At 33.5% G+C, this 18,537-nt stretch carries 21 protein-coding genes; 13 read left to right on the forward strand and 8 right to left on the reverse strand.

Features of this window, described 5'->3' with window-relative positions:
* From CIB95_RS09640 to CIB95_RS09655, 4 genes are read left to right on the forward strand one after another with little or no spacing between them, the layout of a single operon-like run.
* On the forward strand, nt 1-927 hold the full coding sequence (locus CIB95_RS09640; RefSeq protein ID WP_158217607.1) for a type II secretion system F family protein: 927 nt from the start codon (nt 1-3) through the stop codon (nt 925-927).
* A 4-nt stretch (nt 928-931) separates the two neighbouring features.
* On the forward strand, nt 932-1,828 hold the full coding sequence (locus tag CIB95_RS09645; protein ID WP_094924615.1) for a type II secretion system F family protein: 897 nt from the start codon (nt 932-934) through the stop codon (nt 1,826-1,828).
* Between the two features lie 19 nt (nt 1,829-1,847).
* Nucleotides 1,848-2,894: a hypothetical protein gene (locus CIB95_RS09650; RefSeq protein WP_094924617.1), complete on the forward strand. Its 1,047-nt coding sequence runs from the start codon at nt 1,848-1,850 to the stop codon at nt 2,892-2,894.
* Entirely contained in the window at nt 2,891-3,346 is a 456-nt protein-coding gene (locus CIB95_RS09655; protein WP_094924618.1) for a TadE/TadG family type IV pilus assembly protein, read from the forward strand. The genes CIB95_RS09650 and CIB95_RS09655 overlap by 4 nt, the downstream gene beginning before the upstream one ends.
* A 42-nt stretch (nt 3,347-3,388) precedes the next feature.
* Here the strand turns inward: CIB95_RS09655 and CIB95_RS09660 are convergent, their stop codons facing one another.
* Nucleotides 3,389-4,297, reverse strand: coding sequence for an HD-GYP domain-containing protein (locus CIB95_RS09660; RefSeq protein WP_094924620.1), 909 nt, complete (start codon nt 4,295-4,297; stop codon nt 3,389-3,391).
* Between the two features lie 39 nt (nt 4,298-4,336).
* The gene (locus CIB95_RS09665; protein WP_094924622.1) at nt 4,337-4,747 is read right to left on the reverse strand and encodes a hypothetical protein; all 411 of its coding nucleotides are present in this window, start codon (nt 4,745-4,747) and stop codon (nt 4,337-4,339) included.
* A 220-nt stretch (nt 4,748-4,967) separates the two neighbouring features.
* Between CIB95_RS09665 and CIB95_RS09670 the strand changes: the two genes are divergently transcribed.
* The 4 genes from CIB95_RS09670 (at nt 4,968) to CIB95_RS09685 (ending at nt 7,738) form a co-directional block, all read left to right on the forward strand.
* Nucleotides 4,968-5,504, forward strand: coding sequence for a sigma-70 family RNA polymerase sigma factor (locus tag CIB95_RS09670; protein WP_094924624.1), 537 nt, complete (start codon nt 4,968-4,970; stop codon nt 5,502-5,504).
* 3 nt (nt 5,505-5,507) lie between these two features.
* Nucleotides 5,508-6,323, forward strand: coding sequence for a hypothetical protein (locus CIB95_RS09675; RefSeq protein WP_094924626.1), 816 nt, complete (start codon nt 5,508-5,510; stop codon nt 6,321-6,323).
* The gene (locus tag CIB95_RS09680) at nt 6,317-6,709 is read left to right on the forward strand and encodes a DL-endopeptidase inhibitor IseA family protein (RefSeq protein ID WP_094924628.1); all 393 of its coding nucleotides are present in this window, start codon (nt 6,317-6,319) and stop codon (nt 6,707-6,709) included. The genes CIB95_RS09675 and CIB95_RS09680 overlap by 7 nt, the downstream gene beginning before the upstream one ends.
* A gap of 189 nt (nt 6,710-6,898) precedes the next feature.
* Complete coding sequence (locus tag CIB95_RS09685; RefSeq protein WP_094924630.1) at nt 6,899-7,738, forward strand: YihY/virulence factor BrkB family protein; 840 nt, start codon at nt 6,899-6,901, stop codon at nt 7,736-7,738.
* 197 nt (nt 7,739-7,935) lie between these two features.
* Here CIB95_RS09685 and ytzI read toward each other — a convergent pair whose 3' ends face one another.
* Together ytzI and CIB95_RS09690 are read right to left on the reverse strand one after the other, a co-directional pair.
* The gene (ytzI, locus tag CIB95_RS16070) at nt 7,936-8,103 is read right to left on the reverse strand and encodes a YtzI protein (RefSeq protein WP_142296488.1); all 168 of its coding nucleotides are present in this window, start codon (nt 8,101-8,103) and stop codon (nt 7,936-7,938) included.
* 13 nt (nt 8,104-8,116) lie between these two features.
* Nucleotides 8,117-10,048 carry a heavy metal translocating P-type ATPase gene (locus CIB95_RS09690; RefSeq protein ID WP_094924632.1) on the reverse strand — a complete coding sequence of 644 codons (1,932 nt, stop codon included), beginning with the start codon at nt 10,046-10,048 and terminating at the stop codon, nt 8,117-8,119.
* Between the two features lie 220 nt (nt 10,049-10,268).
* Here CIB95_RS09690 and CIB95_RS09695 point away from each other — a divergent pair, with 220 nt between their 5' ends.
* Nucleotides 10,269-10,745: a VanZ family protein gene (locus CIB95_RS09695; RefSeq protein ID WP_094924634.1), complete on the forward strand. Its 477-nt coding sequence runs from the start codon at nt 10,269-10,271 to the stop codon at nt 10,743-10,745.
* A gap of 25 nt (nt 10,746-10,770) precedes the next feature.
* Here CIB95_RS09695 and CIB95_RS09700 read toward each other — a convergent pair whose 3' ends face one another.
* Nucleotides 10,771-11,220 carry a TlpA family protein disulfide reductase gene (locus tag CIB95_RS09700; RefSeq protein ID WP_094924636.1) on the reverse strand — a complete coding sequence of 150 codons (450 nt, stop codon included), beginning with the start codon at nt 11,218-11,220 and terminating at the stop codon, nt 10,771-10,773.
* Nucleotides 11,221-11,380: 160 nt separating this feature from the next.
* Nucleotides 11,381-12,550 carry an MFS transporter gene (locus CIB95_RS09705; protein ID WP_094924638.1) on the reverse strand — a complete coding sequence of 390 codons (1,170 nt, stop codon included), beginning with the start codon at nt 12,548-12,550 and terminating at the stop codon, nt 11,381-11,383.
* Between the two features lie 168 nt (nt 12,551-12,718).
* On the opposite strand from CIB95_RS09705, the gene CIB95_RS09710 reads away from it, so the two are divergent.
* Both CIB95_RS09710 and CIB95_RS09715 read left to right on the forward strand, forming a co-directional pair.
* Nucleotides 12,719-13,105, forward strand: a complete 387-nt coding sequence (locus CIB95_RS09710) for an OsmC family protein (protein WP_094924640.1) — start codon at nt 12,719-12,721, stop codon at nt 13,103-13,105.
* A gap of 48 nt (nt 13,106-13,153) precedes the next feature.
* The gene (locus tag CIB95_RS09715) at nt 13,154-14,761 is read left to right on the forward strand and encodes a hypothetical protein (protein ID WP_094924642.1); all 1,608 of its coding nucleotides are present in this window, start codon (nt 13,154-13,156) and stop codon (nt 14,759-14,761) included.
* A gap of 9 nt (nt 14,762-14,770) precedes the next feature.
* On the opposite strand, the gene CIB95_RS09720 is transcribed toward CIB95_RS09715, so the two are convergent.
* Nucleotides 14,771-15,646, reverse strand: a complete 876-nt coding sequence (locus CIB95_RS09720; protein ID WP_233144104.1) for a mechanosensitive ion channel family protein — start codon at nt 15,644-15,646, stop codon at nt 14,771-14,773.
* Between the two features lie 142 nt (nt 15,647-15,788).
* Here CIB95_RS09720 and CIB95_RS09725 point away from each other — a divergent pair, with 142 nt between their 5' ends.
* Together CIB95_RS09725 and CIB95_RS09730 are read left to right on the forward strand one after the other, a co-directional pair.
* Nucleotides 15,789-16,424 (forward strand): YczE/YyaS/YitT family protein, encoded by a 636-nt coding sequence (locus CIB95_RS09725; protein WP_094924644.1) that lies wholly within the window; start codon nt 15,789-15,791, stop codon nt 16,422-16,424.
* Between the two features lie 85 nt (nt 16,425-16,509).
* Nucleotides 16,510-17,325 (forward strand): YfkD famly protein, encoded by an 816-nt coding sequence (locus tag CIB95_RS09730; RefSeq protein ID WP_094924646.1) that lies wholly within the window; start codon nt 16,510-16,512, stop codon nt 17,323-17,325.
* A gap of 54 nt (nt 17,326-17,379) precedes the next feature.
* Here the strand turns inward: CIB95_RS09730 and yfkAB are convergent, their stop codons facing one another.
* Nucleotides 17,380-18,498, reverse strand: a complete 1,119-nt coding sequence (yfkAB, locus tag CIB95_RS09735) for a radical SAM/CxCxxxxC motif protein YfkAB (RefSeq protein ID WP_408607212.1) — start codon at nt 18,496-18,498, stop codon at nt 17,380-17,382.
* Between the last annotated feature and the right edge of the window lie 39 nt (nt 18,499-18,537).

Here is an 18,537-nt window from a genome sequence, read left to right on the forward strand (position 1 = left end):
ATGGAATGGGCTTTTATTATTTGTGTATTTTTAACAGTGCTTATTCTTACAATATTTTTTGGAACTTTTATAGTACAAAAAATAAATTATAAATTGCGTATCCGCTATATAATGAAAGAAAATATAATAACTAAAAAAAATAAAAAGAAAAAAGTTCCACGGAAAGATAATACAATTGGGAAGTTCATGCAGAAACTAGAAATGAATATTGATGCTGCAGCTATCCCGTTAAGTCCGAAAGAGTTTATAGTCATTCTTTTAGTTATTAACGTATTAATAATAATTTTCACAACATTTCTTCTCAGTATTGTGAAGTCATTCATTATTTGCATCATGCTGGATGGTTTAATTTTCTTCATTCTTCCTAAGTTCCACCAAAGGCGAAAAAATAAAATGGTTGCCCAACTCCCTGATGTTTTAGACTTAATTTCCAATGCACTAAAAACGGGATATTCAATAGTTCAAACATTAGACCTTGTTTCAAAGGAGAATTTCTCACCGCTATCTGAGGAATTTGGCAAACTAGTTCAAGCGTTAAAATTTGGAGAATCCTTTGAAGTAGCCTTTAATGATTTAGCAAAGCGGCTTGATATTAGAGAAATACAAACTGTAGTAGATACAATATTAATTACAAGAGAAACAGGTGGCAACATGACACATGTGATTGAAGGGCTTTTAGAAATTATGAGGGAAAACCAAAGACTACAAGGTGAAGTGAAAGCACTAACAGCTCAAGGAAGAATTTCGTCATTGGTCATTGGTTCGATGCCTATCTTTTTATTTGCAGTCTTAATGATGATAAGTCCAGATTACATGATGCTTTTGTTTAGTCATCCACTTGGAATAATCATGGTTATTATTGCAGTAGTTTCACAAATTATTGGTTATGTAATCATGCATAAGTTAATACAGCTTAAAGTGAGGTGATATAGTGTTTCTTTTTATTATAACGTTATTTATTGCATGCTTTTGCTTTATTGTATTGTTACTTCAACTATTGATGTTAGGGCCAAAGCAACGATTGAAAATAAGAATAGCCGAGCATATACCTAAAGATCACTTAACGAAGTATGATAAACCTCTAATTGTTCGTATACTAGATCCAGTCATTCATTGGTTAAGTAAATTAATCATCAACATTACACCGATAAGTTATAAACAACATTTAGATATAAAAATTCGAAGAGTCGAATCAAAATATACGTTAAATGATATTTTGATTATTAAACTATATTTAATCTTTATACTGTTTTTAAGCTTTACAGCTTATGCTTGGTTTATTAAGTTTCCTAATTTTTTCCTCATTATTTTTTCACTGCTTATTGCTTACTTCCTACCTGACCTTATTCTAAACTCTGTCGTAAAGAAAAGACGAACTGAAATATTAATGGAACTTCCTGTGTTTATTGACTTACTGTCAGTAATTTTAGAAGGTGGAGTTTCCTTTGACAATGCTATTAGGAAAATTTGTGGAAGAAAAAAAGGTCCCATTTATAGCGAATTTAATAAATATATCGAGGAAGTCAATTTAGGCACTAGCCGTGAAAATGCTCTGAAATCACTGGCTAAACGAGTCCAATTAGCTGAACTTGATTCGTTAGTCCGCTCCATTTTTCAAGGGGAAAAGATGGGTGTAAGTATTTTAAAAACGATTCAAATACAAGCGAAGCAGCTACGTGTGAAGCGTTCGCAAAATATTCAAGAACAAGCGATGAAGATACCTATTAAAATATTATTTCCGTTAATCTTATTTATCTTCCCACCAATATTCATTATCATTTTAGGCCCTGGGGCCATTCAAATACTGCAAAACTTTGTCGCTAGATAATAATGAGAGGTGAATGAAGTTGGAATTATCGAAAAATCGAAAGAAAACATTTGCAAGTAATAAAGCTTTACCTCATTGTACCTTTGTCATTGTGACAAGGAACAATGAATCTGAATTGAAAAATATCTTACATCACTTAAGTACACATTCATTATTTTCAAGTGATTTTGGGAATGTAATTATTGTCGACTTTTATTCCTTTGATAAAACAGTAGAAGTAGCAAAGCAATTTCAAATGGAGTTTCCAGAAAAGATTCGCTTAATACAAAAAAATCCGCAAAAAACATTTGTAGAGCTTATCCATCCGTATGCTTCTGATCAAATGGTGGAGTTCATTAATTTAATGGAAATTAGCCGTCATAATCATTTGCCGCCTAATCAATATAAAAATTGGGTAAGTAAGTTAGTTAAAAAAGCAGGATATAACTCTGGAAATACTGTCGACAATTTGCAAATTATTGAGCGAATGGAAAGTGAACGGGAATATCTCTTTTTTACAATAAAGAAAAGTGTGATTGAACCGTTAACTCATATGGAAATGAAGTTAAAAGATAATACTGATGGTACTGAAGATGTTACGGGGCTAGAAGTTGTCAGTAAAGTATTAACTGATTTACAAACGTTAATTCAGCATTTTGATCCTTCTTTATTTATCGGCAATACGTTATTTCCGAATTTAACAGCATTAATTGAAGACTTTTCAAAGCGTTCCGATGTGACTGTCCTATTAAGTGAGACAGGGAAAGAATTAAAAATAAATCAAACAGTTGGAATTAGTATTATTCGGATGATTCAAGAAGCATTAGAACTTTGTGAAAGAGAGCGTAATGCAACTGAAATTGACATTCGTATCCGCTGGGGAATAAAGAAAGTTTATGTGCAAATAAAAGATAACAGTAATAAAGTTTTTAACCGAAAAAACTCACAGAAATCACTTAGATTTATTGAGGAAAGACTTCATTTATTAGATGGAAGCTTACGTCTGAATGTATTACAAGATCAAGGAGTTCGCTTTTTACTAGCAATTCCTATCGAAGAACCAGGCGAAAGTGAAGAAGATCAATGAGAAATGATGAGAAGGGACAAAGTTTAGTAGAGTGGGCAATTATTTTACCAATTATAATACTGCTATTCGTTGGAATGATAGATTTTGGTTATGCATTTGCTAAGCAACATGCCGTTAGCCAAGTGGCAAAAGAGCTTGCTAGATCTGCTAGTATTGGTGAAACGATTGCTGATTTACAAACAGAGGCCTTTAATATGGCTGGAGCAATCATTAATCCAGACACTATTACACATACTGAAGTAAGTAATACATCAGTATTTACAATTACAGCTACTGATGGGAAACAAGTGATTATTACTTTTGATGAATCTTTAAAAACAAGAGCAAAAGGGAAAAAATTTAGAGTATTAGTCGAGTATACGTATGTACCATTTACGCCAATCGTTAACAATGCTGACATCCCATTAGCCTCGCAATATTATACAAAATCGGAAACAATGCAAAGTAATTAAAATGAAAAAAATCCCCAAGTTTGTTTATGGGGATTTTCTATGTTAGATGATTTTTTCGTCCTTTAAGATGTCTATAAATAAGCGTACGATTTCTGGATCGAATTGTGTTCCTTGACAACGTTGTAACTCTTTTACTGCCATTTCAGGAGCAAGACCTTTTCGATATGGACGGTCAGATGTCATAGCATCATAACAATCAGATACAGCAATAATCTTTGCTTCAATGAGGATTTCATCATCTTTTAAGCCGTGAGGATATCCTTTTCCATCTAAACGTTCATGGTGTTGAGCAATGATTTCACTTAAATTTTTGAAGTAAGTGCCTTCAACCATCTTTGAGCCATCTAACGGGTGTTTTTTTATTATTTCGTATTCTTCGTTTGTTAGACGACCAGGTTTATTTAAGATTTCGATAGGAGTATGTATTTTACCGATGTCATGAAACAAAGTCGCATAAAATAATACTTCTAATTTATCTTTTGGCCAGTGAAGACGTCTAGCTATTTTCAGTGCATAATCTTGAACGCCAAGGCTATGTTCTAGCGTATATAAGTCTTTGTTTTGCACTTCCTGAACAATTTTCTTAAGTTCTTTCACTCGTTCACTTAAGTAATGAAAGACAGGCTTTGTCGATACATATAAAAGTTTCACTTTTGTCATTGCAGTAAAGTAAAAAGGCTCAGTCAAATTTTGTGTATAGAAGTACTCACCTTTTTGTAAGGTGGTTTTTGATGTAGTGCTTTCTGAGAATATTTCACCTTCAATGATATAGAAAAATTCTAGCGTTGCATCACTACCACTAGGGTCTAAACAAAATGCCATATCCTTCTCAATATCTTGGAACATAATTTCTGCGCCATCGCCTTTAGCTATTAGACATAACTGGTCGAAATCTTGGACTGTTTTTTCTATACATGATGTTTCTTTTCCTAAGAATAATCCATTTGTCATTTCTTTCACCTCTTGGCGCTAGCTTGTCATAGTATATAATTAGCGATCTAGTTTTCCGATTACTCGAAGTGGATCTACAGGGACTGTTTTGTCACCAATCGTAACATCTATAAAGTAAATTTCTACCTTATATCCTTTATTTTCAGCATAATCCTTCGTTTTTATTGAGATATCTTCCGTTTTCTCTTGAAGTTGATCAATAACAGCTTCTCTTTCAGAAGTATACTCTTCTAAAGACATCTCACCAGTTTGATAGGCATTGTAGAGATCAGAGCCTTCTGCAACGGCCTTAGCAATTAACTCGTCAATTTTCTCATTAGCATTATCAACTTTTTCTTGAACAGATTGCATGTCTTTATCTTCGTTAGAATTTACATCGGCAAATGCACTTGGAATCGATAGTGTTAATGCCATAACAATAGCTAATGTTGTATTTAGTAGTTTTTTCAAGTGATTACCTCCAGCTAAATAATAGTTTCCTTATCTTATATAATGCCATAAAGTCGCTATTTCTTGCTACAATTATTTTTAGAAAATACTTACTTTTTGTATGTTTATGTCGTTTAATTTAAATATGTAAAATCATGACAAGTTGTATTATGAAAATTGCAACCTGAAATGAATGTGTTACGTCTAAATAGTGAATTACAGTAGAAAGGAAGTGATAAAGTTGAGTGACCGAAAACACTTCGCAGATAAGGACAACTCATTAGAAATATTAATGGATGTTTATGGAGAAGAAATTGTCAGATTATGTTACACATATGTAAAGAGTTGGGCTGTTGCTGAAGATGTTACGCAGGAAGTTTTCCTTACTGTTTATCAAAAGCAAGCTCAATTTAAAAGAAACTCTTCTATAAAAACTTGGATATACAAGATTGCTATAAATAAATGCAAAGATCATTTAAGAACGTGGCACCATAAAAATACAATACTTTCTGAATTTGTGTCGAAGTTTATTAAGAGTAATGAAGTCTCAGTTGAAGAACAAGTGACAATGTTGGAAGAACAAACAGAGTTAACGGAAAAGGTCATGAAATTACCTTTGAAATACAGGGAAGTCATTTTACTACATTACTATAAAGACTTTTCAATTAAGGAAATGAGTCAGCTCTTAGTTTGTAAGGAATCAACGATAAAATCAAGGTTATTTCGTGCTCGTGCTTTATTAAAAGTAGAGATGGATGAAAAAAAGGAGGCGAGTTAAGGAATGGCTAACGATAAATTAAAGTGTTTAAAACATGAGATGGACCCATACTTATCAAAAAAGCAAAAATTCACCCCTGATTTAAGGAAGAGAATTCGTAGTAGTGTTAAAGCATTGGAACAGGAAAAGGATAGTAGGGCTCGCCTGCCAAAGTTTCTCTTTCCAAAACTGATGACAGCTGCCTTATCACTAGTACTAGTACTTAGTATTGGCTGGGTTATTTATGAAAATACTTCTTTTGGGACAAAAAGTGGAAACGAAGGAAAAGATGATCCGATAGTACTAAAGGATGTAGAGGGAAATAAGGATAAGGAAGAGTCACCTCCTATAGGTGAGGAAGAAAGAGAAGAAAAGTTTTATTTAGAAGGTGTTTATCTAATGGATGATGCCGCTGAAGTACTTGCTACTTACGGAGAGCCGGAAGAAAAGTATTATGATGATAAAACTGGGATTGAAACAATGAAGTATTCAATTCAAGAAGAACCATTCGTCTGGATACATTTCAGCATCTTAGATTCAAAAATCGTTGGACTTTCTATGTATTATGATGGGCCGATTCACGAAGAAGGCGTTTATAATAAAAATAGATATATCAGTGACTTTGGAGAACCAAGTGAAGTACGTGAAGTATCCTGTTACCACACAGCTACTTGTGAGGAATTAGTGTATCGAACGAAAACAGCTGAAAAAGTAGTCCGCTTTTCATGGGAAGGACATTTAGAATTTGTTACGATTAAAAATACTGAAGTGTACCGTACTGCCCTTTCGGAAGAAGATATTTTGTCGCTAATTCTAAAAGGAAGCGAGCATTTCTGGTAGCCTTTCATGGTGGGAATGATACAAACCATGAGACTTTTAGCTATAATGATTGGGAAGTAGAGTTCGACTATTTTGGTGAAGATTTAGACACAGCTGAAAAGATGATCGACTACTTAGATGTTGTATACTCACAACGAATGATTGAGTATCTATTTATGAAATATGATTGGATTGAACATGATGGGAAGTTAGCACGACCACTAACGGGGTTAGGAAGCTTAGCTAGTTGGCAAGATTTAGTTTTTCTTAATATTGAGCGAACCGCAACTGAAATGGTTGTATCGGTTGAAGTTCCACTTGGAGATACTGGACAAGTGATTGAAGAAGAAGTGATCTTAATCTATTCGGAAGAAAAAAGTTGGTTATTGGATACAGAAATTCGCTAATGTATTTAAGACTTAGAACTTTACCGGTTCTAAGTCTTTTTTTCATAGTAAGAAGGACTTCTGACGTCGGTTATGGAAGTGGGTTAAGGCAAGAAATTTTCAAACGAAAAGAACTTTATAAAAGTCATAATAAAGAAAAAAGCCTGTCATATACTATATCTAATGTCTTTATATTAATGAGGTGATGAAATGAGTCAAGCAACTAAGCCGGTCTCGCTAAGCCGCTTTTTGAAAATAGTCTTCAAACGGTTTATAGATGATGATGTAATTGGGCTTTCCGCACAGCTTGCTTTTTTCTTTTTGTTATCATTATTTCCTTTCTTATTATTTACAATGACCTTACTAAGTTATTTGCCAATTTCGGTAGATGACGTTTTAAATATCATTAATAAATATGCGCCAGGGGAAGCAATGAAAGTAATTGAAACAAATTTAAGTTCCATCTTAAACGTTCATAGAGGTGGACTATTATCAGTCGGAATTATCGTAACCATTTGGTCGGCTTCAAATGGTATTAATGCTGTCATACGCGCACTTAACCGTGCTTATGATGTTCAAGAAAGCAGGCCATTTCTGTTAGCAAGATTAATGGCAATTTTACTCACAATTGCAATGATTGTTGTTATTATTATCGCATTATTATTACCAGTGTTTGGAGAGCAAATTGGTATTTTTGTTTTCTCTCACTTTGGCTTATCTAATACATTTTTAACGGTTTGGAATACAATTCGTTGGTTATTGAGCTTCGTCGTAATTATCACTGTGTTTGGCTGTCTATATTTCTTTGCACCAAATAGACGCTTACCATTTAAAGAGGTGTTAGTTGGAGCTTTTTTTGCCACGCTAGGGTGGCAAGTTGTATCATTAGCATTTTCCTACTATGTAACGAACTTCGGTAACTTTACTGCAATGTATGGTAGTATCGGAGGTATTATTATTTTGATGTTTTGGTTTTATTTATCGGCAATGATCCTCATATTAGGTGGGATAATTAACGCAACTATCTTTAAGTTGAAGCATAACGTATGATTTTTCTTATCGAGGTTATTCTAACAGTGTATCTTGGATTTCTAGGATGAGAAAGGTGGGCAACGATGAGCGACAATAAGGAAAATAACAATGTGAAAAACAATAAAAAGCAAAAAAGTGGTGGAAAGCATAAAACAAGTAGTAGTGCTAATAAGAAAAATAACTTCCATTAAAAAGAAGAAACCGCTACCTATAGGTTAGCGGTTTTCTTCTGCGCTCTGTTCCTTTTTATCTTCTGGTAATGGATCTATTTTACTAGCTTCTGGGAGAACTTCATAAGCTTTATTCGTAACTGCAATCGTCAAACCGACAACAATAGCTATAATAACGAATGATACAATCATAATCCACATCATTGTAGTCATGCTTGTGTTCCTCCTAACGTAACAGACGTAAGCTGTTTAGAATAACTAAAATGGTACTGCCTTCATGTCCTATAACAGCAAAAGGTAAATCAAGGAATTGTAAAAAGTTCGATATAATAAGCATAACAATAACTGTTATTGAAAAGAAGATATTTTGTTTAATAATGCGATTCATTTTTTTCGATAATTTAATTGCATCAGCAATTCGTGACAGGTCATTTTTCATTAAAACGACATCTGATGTTTCAAGTGCTACATCAGTTCCTTCCCCCATGGCAATTCCGACATTAGCTGTCGCAAGAGCAGGGGCGTCATTAATGCCATCACCGACCATCGCCACATGGCGATATTGTTTATTTAATGTTTTAATGTGATTAACTTTTTCTTCTGGTAAACATTCAGCAATAAAGTTTTTTACCCCTGCTTCGCTAGAGATTGCTTCTGCAGTTTTTTGACTGTCTCCAGTAATCATCATTGTATATAGTCCTGCATCATTTAACTGTTTTACCGCAGCATTACAGTTCTGTCTTATTGTATCTTTTAAGGCGAAAATCCCTGCTATTCCGTTTTCATCACTAACGTAAACGATTGTTTTTCCTTCTTCTTCAAGTTCCTTGCTAATCCCATTTGCAAAGGAGTTTGCTTCCTCCTCGCCTACGAACCCTTTTTTTCCAATCGTCCACTCTTTTCCGTTAAGAATCGCTTTAACTCCCCATCCTGACACATCTTTCATTTCATCAACAGACATAAAAGTCGTAATATCTCTGCTTTTTGCATAAGTAACGATTGCTTGTGCAAGAGGATGGTTAGAGTGATTTTCGATGGATGCAGTAATAGTAATTAATTCATTTTCATCCATACCTATTCTTTGCTTCATATCTGTTACTACAGGTTTACCATTCGTCAATGTTCCTGTTTTATCAAATGCGATTGCTTCAAGTAGTCCTAATTGTTCGATGTGGCTTCCGCCTTTAAACAAAATTCCTTTTCTTGCGCCATTTGAAATGGCTGACAATGTTGCTGGCATTATCGATGCTACTAGTGCACATGGCGATGCGACAACGAGTAACACCATTGCTCGATAGATGGTTTCTTCCCAGCCCCATCCAAGCGCATAATGGGGTAAAAATAACATAAGTCCAACGAATGCTAAGACAGCTTTTACATAATAGCCTTCAAACTTTTCAATAAATTGCTGTGAAGGGGATTTTTCATTTTGTGCTTCTTGTACTAAATGAACGATCTTCTGGAATAGTGTTTCATCACTTCTTTTCGTAACTTCAGCAGTAATCGAACCTGTTAAGTTAACCGTACCTGTATAAATAACACCGTCGTTTTCTTTACTAACAGGAATAGATTCTCCCGTAATTGCCGATTCGTCAATTGTAGTTTTTCCAGTAAGAATTTTACCATCGGTAGGAATGCGTTCCCCTGGTTTAATTTTAACGATATCACCAAGGTTTAATTGAGAAACAGGAACGACAATCTCATGATTCCCATCAATAACTAAAGCTTCATTTGGTTGGAGATCCATTAGTGATTCGATTTCTTTATGACTTTTGTTTAATGTATATGTTTCCAATGCACCGCTAAGTGCGAAAATAAAAATTAGGATTGCACCCTCAGCCCAATAGCCAATAATTGCAGAACCTATTGCAGCTAGTATCATAAGTATTTCCACGTTTAATTCTTTATTTGCAATTGTATCTTCAATACCTTCTTTTGCTTTTGCAAAACCTCCGATGGCAAAGGCTGAAAGATAGAGAATGACAGAGGTAGATTGATAGTTTTCAAATAGTAACCAGCCGATTAAAATGAGTAATCCACTAAAAAGTGCAGCGATAAGCTCACTATGTTTCATTATAAGTGGTATAAGTTTTTTAATTGGCTGTGCTTGATTATTATGGTGTTTAGGAGTTTCCACGTTTACTTTTCCTAGTTCCATTTCGCTCACCGCTTTCTTATTGAGAATGAAAATCATGCTTATAAAACGACGAATGCTGCCATCAATAGACGGCAGCAGGCATAAATACAAGTTTTCTTTCGAACAATTATTAAGTTAATGAAATTATACCATTATAGGTCTTAAAAGGGAAGGCAAACCGTTTTAATGAACTTCGATATGTGATAATATGCTAGTATGAAAATGGATTGGGGAATACAAAATGGAAATAGAAAAGAATGATATAAGTTATAGCTATTTACGGACACGCATCAAAAGGTTTGCTTTTCTTTGTTTTGTTCTCTATTTTTTCTTTCTAGGATATATCACATTGTTCACATATAACTATTACGTATACGGACCTTCCTTTAATGTTGTAATCTTCGATAGTATTAAATTAATGCTTAGAAGTGGAAACTACTGGCTGTTCTTTAAGAATGTCATTGGCAATGTGTTGTTATTTATGCCTTTAGGCTTCTTACTGCCACTCATTCATAGAAAAATGAGAAACTTCTTTTATATGTTTGCTACAGGCTGGTTACTAAGTACGTTTATTGAGCTAATTCAATATACGGTTGCTAAAAGAATTTTTGACATTGACGATATCCTTTTAAATACAATAGGCACAGTTGTTGGGTTTATACTGTTTCACCTTTTTGCTTTCATATATAAGTTAACAATTAAAATATTTGTAAAATAAAAGGAGAACCGCAATGCGGCTCTCCTTATTTTGTTTCTTCACCTAGAACACGATTAACACGTTTCGTTAACATTTTCATTCCGCTTCCACCAGCTTGGAAGTGACGTAAGTTTCCTTCACGGTCAAATACGTAATAAGCGGGTACATATTGATTTTCAAAAGCATCAGTTAATTTATGGTCATTGTCGACATAAATAGGTTGTGTAATATCGTGCTCAGCTGCAACTTCTTTTACTTGTTCTAAATCTGTATCTTTTTCAGAACGAGGCATATGAACAGCGATAACATTTAATTTATCTTTATATTCATCTCGGAAATTGTTAATGTCCGGCATAGCTTCTTTACACATTCCACAGCTTACTGACCAAAAATGAATGAGTGTTGGTTTATCGCCTACAAGATCACTTTTAGACACTTCACCATTTAACCAAGTAGTAGCACCTGTTAGTTCTGGCATTGGTTCACGTAACTTCATAAAATCACCTCTATTTTTTATTGTTATTACATTGTAATCATTATAATTAAAGTATAGTAGTGAGCTTTAATGATGTCAATGTTCCAGCTTAGAGATTGTAGTATTCCACAATCACAGTCTTTCCATATACATTACATATTATATGCTTGTGAAAAAAGTGTTATTTCGCTAACACGGTGTTTTTCCCAACTGAAATATAAGTGATAAAAGTGATTAGAAATAACCCACTAATAATAGCGAAAAAACTAATATTATAGAAATATTGGATAAATAGTCCACCAATAGATGGTCCCATTAAACTACCGATGCTAAAAAAGATACCACACATTAAATTGCCAGTTGGTAGCAAATTTTTAGGCATTAAATCGGCCATATAAGTAATTCCCAGTGAGAATGTTGAACCGACTAACATCCCAGCAATAAATAAGCAAATAGTTAAAGCAGTAAAGGAATGTTCTAATAAACTTGCTAAAGTAAAGCTAATAAATCCGAGAAAAAGAATTGTTTTCAAAACGATACTCCGGCCAAATTTATCACTGATCATTCCTAAAGGTAATTGAAAGATAATTGCTCCAATTGCAAATGCTGCTAAAATAATTGAAACACTTGGCACATCGAGCCCGATTCGCAATGCATAGACTGGAAAACTACCATTAAGTGAAGCTTCTAAAAATCCGTATATGAGTGGCGGTAAAAAAGCGACCCAAGCATACTTCCAGGCAGTTGAAAAACGTTTAAGTGTATCAAAAAATGAGTTTACACCAATATCTTGTTCGGGAAGTTCATTTTTAAGTGCAAATAAAAATAGCCAAGCGATTAAACATAATAAGGACGATACGATAAAAGGAATTGCTTCATTTATTTCAACAAGTGGTGTCATTAATGGCCCTAATGCAAAGCCAATTCCAAAAAAAAGTCCATAAAGTGAAATGTTACGTCCTCGTCTATTCTCAGGTGAAAAGTCGGTAATCCATGTTTGGGTTGCAAAATGTAAGGCGTGATCGCCAACACCGATTGCTAAACGGAGAAAGAACCAAAACCAAAAAGATTGCCATAACGGAAATAAGGCAAGAGAGACTATAACTAACAATCCGCCTAAGATAATAATTGGCTTATATCCAAATTTTCTTAGTGGTTGTTCCATAAACGGAGATGCTAAAAGAATACCTATGTATAATGCAGTAGCATTAAGACCATTTAAAAATGAAGAGACCCCATTATTTTCAAAAATAATAGCTATTAATGGTAATAACATACCTTGACTAAAACCAGAAATAGCTACAATACTAACTAATACCCAAAATCGAAAATTCGTATTTTTCTTTTTCATGATGTGTCTCCAATGTTTATTTTTAATAAGTAATTTTCATTTTACAAGAAAATGGTCGATGGAGAAACTAATATTATTTTTTCTATGAGTAGAAGTAAGCTCTGCATATGGACATTGTTTTCCTAAGTTAGTTATACTTGAATCTATAATGAAATGGAGTGATTTTATATGAAATTTGAAATGAAAGAAGATGTTGGTTTTAAAGTAGATTTAGCATATGGCGAGTTACATGTCGCTGGAGACGAGGATTATGGATTTCGTCCTTTTCAACTAATGGTATCTTCCATTGCTGTCTGCAGTGGGGGCGTTCTAAGAAAAATACTAGCAAAGCAACGCGTAGAAATAACAAATATGACGATCGAAGCTGATGTAGAAAGAAATGAAGAAGAGGCAAATCGAATTGAAAAAATACATATTCATTTTTTAATTAGTGGTAAAGATCTCAAGGAAGAAAAATTAAGAAAAGCAGTTGAACTATCCTCTAAAAATTGTCCGATGGTTCAATCTGTTAAAGGAAGTATTGAAATAAAAGAAACATTTGCAATAGTTGATTAGGACATTGTTTAAAAATAAAATAAAAAATTTGAAAAAGGTGTATAAAGCATGCAACGGAAGAAATTCTTCTTATTAATTTTACTGATGGTTACAGCTATTGGTTTTGGGTTATCCTACTTTTTAGTAAATGACGATTCAAAAAGTGATTATCAAAATACAAGTGAAATAGTATTGAATGAAACATATAATATTTCTGCTTCTGTTAATAATTACGAATTAGAATTAGAAAATATAGAAACGAAGAACATGTATGGGGTAAAAGATACAACATACGATTTAATTCTTAAAAATAACTCTGGTGAAAATGTCGGATTAGCTTATGTAACACTTAGAGAAGTACCAAATGATGATATGTTTGTTTATGTGCATTTAAATGCCAAGGAAAACATTCAAATAACCCTATTAAATAAGTTGAAAAGTAATTCCTATCAACTAAAAGAATTAAACCGTTCAACAGCAGAAGTATATCCACATCGAAAGAAAAATAAAGTGGATCCGACAACTAATATATTTACTTATATTAATTTTATTAAGGAAGGAAAATCACAAGGTAGTATTTTTATTGGGGGACAGTATTTATTTAATAAATTAGAACATACTTACCCTGAAAGTAATAAAACAAGTACAGTCTATGAATTAATTTCAGAAAGAAGGGATATTCAAATTTCCCAAGATGAAGATGTCACGGAAGTCGCTATTACTACTACAGCTAATAACAGCCTCGGAGAATCCTGGTATCTCATTAGTAAAGACCAGTTATTTACTAGTGATGATGAATTTGAATTAGCTCAGAAAATAGGAATAGATGAATATAAGTGGCTAACTCCTACGGAAGTTATTACCAAATCTGTTTCTTCTATTTTTCCTTTCTCAGATATGGGTTACGTTCGCTCCTTAGTGCGTCAAAGCGCCAAAAAATCGATTATCGCGAATGAAGAAACAAAGGCTAGATTTTTCGAAGATATCAATTGGAATTCATTTGTTCAGTTGGAGTTAATTCGAGAAAATGATGGGCTCTGGTATTCTAATTACACTAGCACATGGCTCGAAGGGAAATATGGAATCCCTACCTATTATGTAGATACTAGACATAATGATAACATCTTTAGGGAGCAAATGAGGCGAGCAAACGTACTAGGCATAGACGAGTATAATGAAAATTATAAAATATATGCGGACTTTCTAATAGAAAAATTAGAAGAAGGTCAAACAATTAATACTGAAAATGGTATGTTTTTAGTTGATTACTTTTCTGATTATGGGCATAGCATGACTCACACATCATTAAACCATGGCTTAAGTTTAATGAATTATTTTTATTATTCATATCAGAAGTCAGGAGATGAAAAGTACCTAGAGGCAGGGGATAAACTTTTAAATGCACTTATTGATACAGGTGATCGTTGGATCGATGAAAAAGATGGAAGTCTTTTTTATCAAATAAACCAAGATAAATCATTTCAATCCAAAGATTATAAATTAGTTACTTATTATGATTTACTTTATACAAGAAAATTATTATTAGAGATTAAAGGTAGTTCTGTACCTATAGTTGAAAAATTAATTGATGTAAAAGTAAAATATTTAAAGAAGCATGACCTTAATACAGAAATAAATATGGCTAAGATTGAAGATTATGTTGGTATTATTGAATAAAAAAACAGCTTATGATTTTTCATAAGCTGTTTCTTTTGTATTCATCGTTCTACTTAGTAGACGCACGTTCTCTTCTGCCATTTGGATGCCTTCATTATAAAGGTGTTGGGCGATTGTTAACCTTACATTTTTTGCAGCGGTAAAATATATTTTATCTTCAACTAATCCGATAACTGTATACTCATATCCCCGGAATGTAGCATTTACTGATGTCATCCCGTACACTTGAAACTTTTCAATAATTTCTCCAGTTGGTGTTTTTAAAAGAAAATTCGTATGTTTTGCATTTAGTTCGTTACAGGCACCTTCCAAAACATTCATTACTTTAGCTGGGTTTTCTTGAAAGCTGATCGCTACTTTTTCGATTACTCTCATTTTGTGCATATTAAAATTGAGGATTTCAGAAACTTCACCATTTCTAATTGTTAGAAGTTTCCCACTCCATTGCCGGATTTTTAAAAGGCGTAATCCTATTTCTTCGACTGTTCCACTATATTCATTATTGACTGTAATAAAATCGCCTTTATGTAGTTGCTTTTCATATAAGAGCGTTACACCACTTAATATATCTTTTATTAAACTTTGTGCACCAAAACCAACAATGATCCCAATGACTCCTGCGCCAGCTAACAGCTTGCCTATTTCAACAAAGTGCGATAATGCAAAAATGATAATCCCTATGGAAGCTGCATATTGAGCAATGGAAACAATCATACTTTCTAATGTTTTTTCACGACGTTCTGATAAAAAATCAGTTTTTGCAAAAAAGCGCTGCACAGCTATGCGAATAATTACAACACTAAAATAGGCAATTAGTATTACTAAAAATAGCTGTACGAAAAAATTTGAAAGAATTGGCTTTGTCATCTCAATTATGTATGTCATTTTATTTCCTCCATTATAATAACTATTACCATTATATCACTTTGCTTTTTGAAGATTATTAATATTTCCTTTCAGGTGTACAAGTATAAAAAAAGGCATTATACTAAAAACTTACATTGAAGAGAACTTACTGGAGGAACTTATGCAAAAAGAGACGATTATTCGTGGTTTATTTTATATAGTGGGATTAGCAATTATATCTTTTGGAGTGCCTTTAACTATTGTGGCTGATTTAGGAACAGGTGCATGGGACGCTTTAAATGTGGGCCTTTCTGAAACGATTGGATTATCAGTTGGAAACTGGGTTATTATCGTTGGTTTACTTTTAATAGCAATCAATGCATTACTTTTAAGAACATTCCCAGATTTATATGCGATTATTACAGTTGTCCTTGTTGGTGAGATGATTGATTTTTGGTTAGAATTTGTATTCCAAGGATGGATGGCAACAACTTTATGGCTACAAATTGTCATTTTGTTTATTGGTATTGTGTTGCTTTCATTAGGAATTGCAACATATTTACAAGCAAAGTTTGCTTTTATTCCAATCGATGGATTTATGATGGCAATTCATAAAACGACTGGGTTAAGTGTTTCTATATCAAAAACTATAGGGGAATTAACAGCACTCGTTTTTGCCTTACTATTCTCAGGACCTATTTTTGTCGGAACAATTTTAGTAACATTTCTCATTGGACCTTTAATTCAATTATTTATTAAACCAATAGAAAAACTTTATGGATCATTTACAGCTAATAACCTTTACGATTTATCGTAAAGGTTATTTTTTTTTCGCATTTTTGGATAAAGCAGGCATAGAAAGAAGAAAATAAGCGAAATGAAGCAAACAAGGAGGAATAGTTATGAAGAAATTCACCGCAGTTATTGCAGCATTATTGCTTCTATTAATGAGTTCAAATGGTTATGGTTCTGTCTTTGCGGAAAAGAAAGAGGAAAAAAGTAAACAGTTTGAGGTTCCAAAGTCTGTTATTAATATCTCAAAGGAAAATACTTATCCAAATCCGGCTCAAGACTTGCCACATTTACAGCCTAGTGAATTAGCTAGTGAATTATTAGAAACTGCTGAAGTAAAAGTTGAGAATCCAAGTTTAATTCGATTATTAAATGAATCATCAATTAAAAGTACACCGTTCGCAGTAGGATACAGAGCTACAATCTATTTAGGATTATGGCCGTTATCTTATGAATCGCGTGAAACGAGTGTCAATTGGGAATACCGTAAAGCAAATGTGAACCGCATCGATAATCGTGGTGGTAACAACATTCAAAAAGTGCATTATGTCCAAGAAGAAGAAGCAAAGATGAGTGGTGGATTAACGTCAAAAGCTCCTAATAGTGATGAAGTGAAAAAAATGATGATGTTAAAAGCAAGTGAAAAAACAGGTTTACCATTATCGTTTGACACAGTTATTGGCAAAGGAACGAAGACAGAAAGCCAAGTTTATAATGTACAACCGAAAAAATTAGGTTACATTTACGGATTTGTTCCTGCAGTTAACGAAAAAGGGAAGATTACGTATGGTGAAGTTTATTTAGTTTTAAAAGGCAGTAAAAAAATGCTAGTTGTAAAAAATATTACGCAACAAGGAATTGGTGCTTGGATTCCTGTACAAGATCATCTATCGCTACAATTTATCATGTCAGATACGCCACAGTAAAGTTGCCAGCAAATATGGAAAAAGCCAATCATCGATTGGCTTTTCTTTTCCGGTCTATAAATTTGATGTTCGTTTAGTAAAGTCTATTTCGGGGTAATAGGCATCTTTAACTAAAATGTTTGGTCCAAGGCATTTAACGCTAGGACAGTGGCAGTTTATTTCTTTTGCGATCGTAGACTCTTTCCACTTATTATAAGCATCTTGGAGGGAGTCGGTTTGTATATTTCCTAGTGGTGGTGTGTCACCAAAATCAGTCACAATAATATCACCGTTAAAGATATTTACATTTAATCTAGAACGACCGTCGGGATCATTTCTCACTGTCACATTTTCCTCTGTGTGTAACCTTTTTAATAAAGCGAGATCTTCTTCATTGTTATTACATGAATAAAAAGGAAGTGTGCCAAATAACATCCAAACCTTTTTATCCCTATGATCTAATAAACGATGAATACCTTCGCGAATTTCAGGAAGCGAAGCGACATCTAATTTACTAGCAAAATCACTTGGGTACATTGGGTGTACTTCGTGCCTTTGACAACCCATTGCGATAACTTGTTTATGTATTTTTTCTATATTAGAAAGAGTTTTTGTATTAATCATCGTTTCAGCGGAAACGAAAACACCAGCTGCCGTAAGCTTCTTACAATTGTCGACCATTCGGTCAAAGTAAGCAGCACGTTGTTCATAGCTTGGTTTTTTATCCATTACAGCAAATCCAATATTTACGAAGTCATCGACACTACCGTAATTATGGGAAATATGTAATACGTCTAAGTATGGAATTATTTTTTCATAGCGACTATATTCCATCGTTAAATTCGAGTTAATCTGTGTTCGTATTCCACGCTCATGGGCGTATTTTAAAATCGGTACTACATAATTGTTAACCGATTTTATCGAAAGCATCGGTTCTCCGCCAGTTATACTTATAGACCTTAAAGTAGGGATTTCCTCTAACCTGTTAATAATTATATCAAGCGGAAGTGGTTCTGGATCTTTAACTTGCAATGTATAGCCAACTGCACAATGTTCACAACGCATATTGCACAAGGTAGTAGTAGTAAATTCAACATTAGATAAAACCATTTCTCCATGATCTTCAATATCTAAATAAGCTTCCCAAGGATCATTGGTCGGAGTCATTTGTTCTTTTTTCATATTCATCTTCATTCTCCTCTCCATAAAACATCATATAGGAAAAAGAACAAG

The organism is Lottiidibacillus patelloidae (assembly GCF_002262935.1).
In the GTDB taxonomy this organism is placed as follows: domain Bacteria; phylum Bacillota; class Bacilli; order Bacillales; family SA5d-4; genus Lottiidibacillus; species Lottiidibacillus patelloidae.